2 protein-coding genes are annotated in these 3,489 nt (G+C 38.2%); both read left to right on the top strand.

Annotated elements, in window-relative coordinates:
- Positions 1-140: 140 nt before the first annotated feature.
- On the top strand, positions 141-986 hold the full coding sequence (locus tag ACQR30_RS05020) for an alpha/beta hydrolase (RefSeq protein ID WP_429732164.1): 846 nt from the start codon (positions 141-143) through the stop codon (positions 984-986).
- Between the two features lie 22 nt (positions 987-1,008).
- Positions 1,009-3,321: a GH92 family glycosyl hydrolase gene (locus ACQR30_RS05015; RefSeq protein ID WP_429732161.1), complete on the top strand. Its 2,313-nt coding sequence runs from the start codon at positions 1,009-1,011 to the stop codon at positions 3,319-3,321.
- Positions 3,322-3,489 lie beyond the last annotated feature (168 nt).

Raw genomic sequence — 3,489 nt, 5'->3', positions numbered from 1 at the left:
CGTAAATTATTGTATAAACGGGTTTATAGACCCCTATTTTTACCGAGTAAAGGGTATCAGAATTCCCTACTCGATCATTGGCCTTTAAAATTTTAATCTAAAAATTATTTTTTCAAAACACCTATTATAAAGCCTTAAAAATGCACAGATTTAAAAATGCTATCCTCTTGCTTTTGCTGTCCTTTGCTCTTACTAGTATTTCAAAAGCAGCCACGGTTGATACGATTGCTGTTTATAGCAATGTCATGCGAAGAGATATAAAATCTGTCATTATCTTGCCCGATGGCTATTCTGCAGACACCCGGTATCCTGTTGTTTATTTGTTGCATGGTTTTTCAGGCAATTATAGCGACTGGATCACGAAAGTACCGGTTATAAAAGACTATGCAGATCAATATCATTTAATTATTGTTTGCCCCGATGGTGGCTTCGCGGGCTGGTATTTTGATAGTCCAATTGATAAGAATAGCCAATATGAAACTTATATCACCAAAGAATTATTGGGTTGGATAGATGGGCATTATTCAACAATTGCCAATCGCAAGGGTAGAGCAATTGCTGGATTAAGTATGGGTGGACATGGTGCCTTGTTTTTGGCATTTAAACATCAGGACTTATATGGAGCTACCGGCAGTATGAGTGGGGCCGTTGATATTACTGGCCTCGCCAACTCATTCGGTATTGCTAAACTTTTAGGACCTTACAGCAAATTCCCCCGGCGGTGGGAAGATCATAGCGTGCTAGATCTAACACATTTGCTGGTAAATGACTCATTGAAAATAATAATAGATTGTGGTGCAAGTGATTTTTTGTATCAGGAAAACCTGGCCTTGCACAAAAAACTTTTGTATGACAAAATAGATCACGACTTCCTTACAAGACCGGGTAGTCATACTTGGGATTATTGGGCAGGATCTGTTCAATATGAATTATTATTTATCCATAATTACTTTATAAGTGAAAATGATAGTAAATTTCTAAATTGACAGAATATTATACCTAGTTCGAATGAAAAAGATATTAAGTTTTGCGATAGTGATTTTGATTGGATGTAATTTACAGGCACAGCAAATGGCACCTGTAGATTTTGTGAATCCTTTCATCGGGGCGAGTACAAGTGTAGGGGATGCGGGAATCTATCACGGATTAGGTAAAACATTCCCTGGAGCAACTACACCTTATGGCTTGGTCCAAGTCAGCCCAAATACGATTACCGGAGGCGACAATGGTTCTGGTTACAGCTTCGAGCATACAAGTATTGAAGGATTTGCCTTTACACAAATGAGTGGTGTTGGCTGGTATGGAGACTTAGGCAATTTTCTGGTAATGCCCACCACGGGGCCACTAAATACAGCTTCCGGCAGTTTAGAAAATCCGAGTGAAGGCTATCGGTCAAAGTATGCTAAAAAATCCGAGAAAGCCACTGCTGGTTATTACAGTGTATTTTTAGATAAATATAAAATCAAAGCTGAGATGACAGCTACTGCACATTGCGGCATGCTGCGCTTTACCTATCCCGATAATAAAGATGCGAGGATACAAATTGACTTAGCTAGAAGAGTAGGTGGCACTTCGACAGTCCAATATATTAAAATTGTTGATAGCCATACAATTGAAGGATGGATGAAATGTGATTCTACAGGTGGTGGTTGGGGCGATGGTGCCGGCAAGTCGGATTATACCGTTTACTTCTATGCGCAATTTGATAAACCTCTAAAAGACTATGGCGTCTGGAGCGTTGATATCCCTGATAATTGGGGTAGAAAATTAGAAGATGTAACCAGCAAAAAATACCAGCAAAGGATCGCTGATGCCGCTATTATTAACAATATCAAAGAATATAAAGGCAAGCACCTTGGCTTTTTTACTAATTTTTCAACTTCAGCAAATGAGGTTGTACAAATGAAATCGGGCATTTCTTTTGTGAGTATGAAAGGGGCTGAAGAGAATCTGAAAAAGGAAATAAAAGGCTGGGATTTTGACGCTGTTCATCAAAAAGCCAGGGATTTATGGAATGAAGCCCTGCAAAAAATTAAAATAGACGGGGGAACTGCCGATGAAAAGACCGTATTCTATACAGCGTTATATCATACAATGATTGATCCTAGAATTGCCTCTGATGTGGATGGAAAATATACTGGTGGTGGCGGCAAAGTATACCTGGAAAATGGATTTAAGAAGAGGACGATTTTTAGTGGCTGGGATGTTTTTAGAAGCCAAATGCCTTTGCAAACTATTATCAATCCATCATTAGTGAATGATCTTTTAAATTCACTTATAACTTTAGGACAACAATCCGATAAGCCCTATTTTTCCAGATGGGAATTTTTAAATGCTTATTCTGGTTGCATGCTGGGAAACCCGGCTGTCGCCGTTTTGGCGGATGCTTATGTAAAAAATATCCGCGGATATAATACAAAATTGGCATATAAATTTGCCGTAAATAGTGTGGAGAAATTTGGCAATGGAAAGAAGGGCTACTCAACCGGAGGCATTGGTGTCTCCAATACGCTAGAATATGCTTACAACGATTGGTGTGTATCGATACTTGCCTCCTTAATGCATAAAACCGAAGATGAACGCAAGTATAGCCGGCAAGGCCAAGACTATAAAAATATATTTGACTCATCGGTAAAATGGTTTAGACCGCGTAATGAGGACGGTAGCTGGCAAAAATGGCCAAAAGGAGGAAGGTTGGCACAGGGTTATGGAACAATGGAAAGTAATCTTTATCAACAGGGATGGTTTGTTCCGCAGGATATTGACGGTATGATTGCTTTAATGGGTGGCAAGCAAAAAGTGAAAAAAGACTTGATTAATCTTTTTGAAAAAACACCTGCCAACTTTATGTGGAACGATTATTATAATCAGGCGAATGAGCCGGTTCACCATGTACCTTTCTTGTTTAATCGTGTAGATGCTCCTTGGCTTACTCAAAAATGGACAAGGATAATCTGTAAAAATGCTTATCTTAATTCGGTGGAAGGATTGGTGGGAAATGAAGATGTAGGGCAGATGTCTGCATGGTACGTTTTGGCAGCATCAGGTATTTATCCAATTTGTCCGGGAAGTAACCGCTATGAAATTACTTCACCGGTTTTTAGGAAAATAGCCTTTCAGTTGGATAATAAATATGCAAGAGGTAAAACTTTTACAATTATAGCCCATTCCAATTCCCCAAAGAATATTTATATACTAAGGGCGAAACTGAACGGGGTTCCTTATGATAAGTGTTATATAAATTATTCGGATATTATTAAGGGGGGCACGTTAGAACTTTTTATGGCTCCGAAGCCTAATAGGCAATGGGGGAAGAACTAAAATATATAATATTTTAGAAAAAGAAAAGTACGCATTTAATGATAACGTGATTTGTAAAATGGTGGAACAATTATTATTAAACTCCATTTCAATCTACACAAAGTTTAATCGTATTTTTACAGATATGCAATAGAAGATTGAAGTCGTAAGGTTTAATAAATAACGATT

This window comes from Arachidicoccus sp., from assembly GCF_050436765.1.
In the GTDB taxonomy this organism is placed as follows: Bacteria; Bacteroidota; Bacteroidia; order Chitinophagales; family Chitinophagaceae; genus Arachidicoccus.
This window is presented reverse-complemented; position numbering and strand designations above follow the sequence as displayed.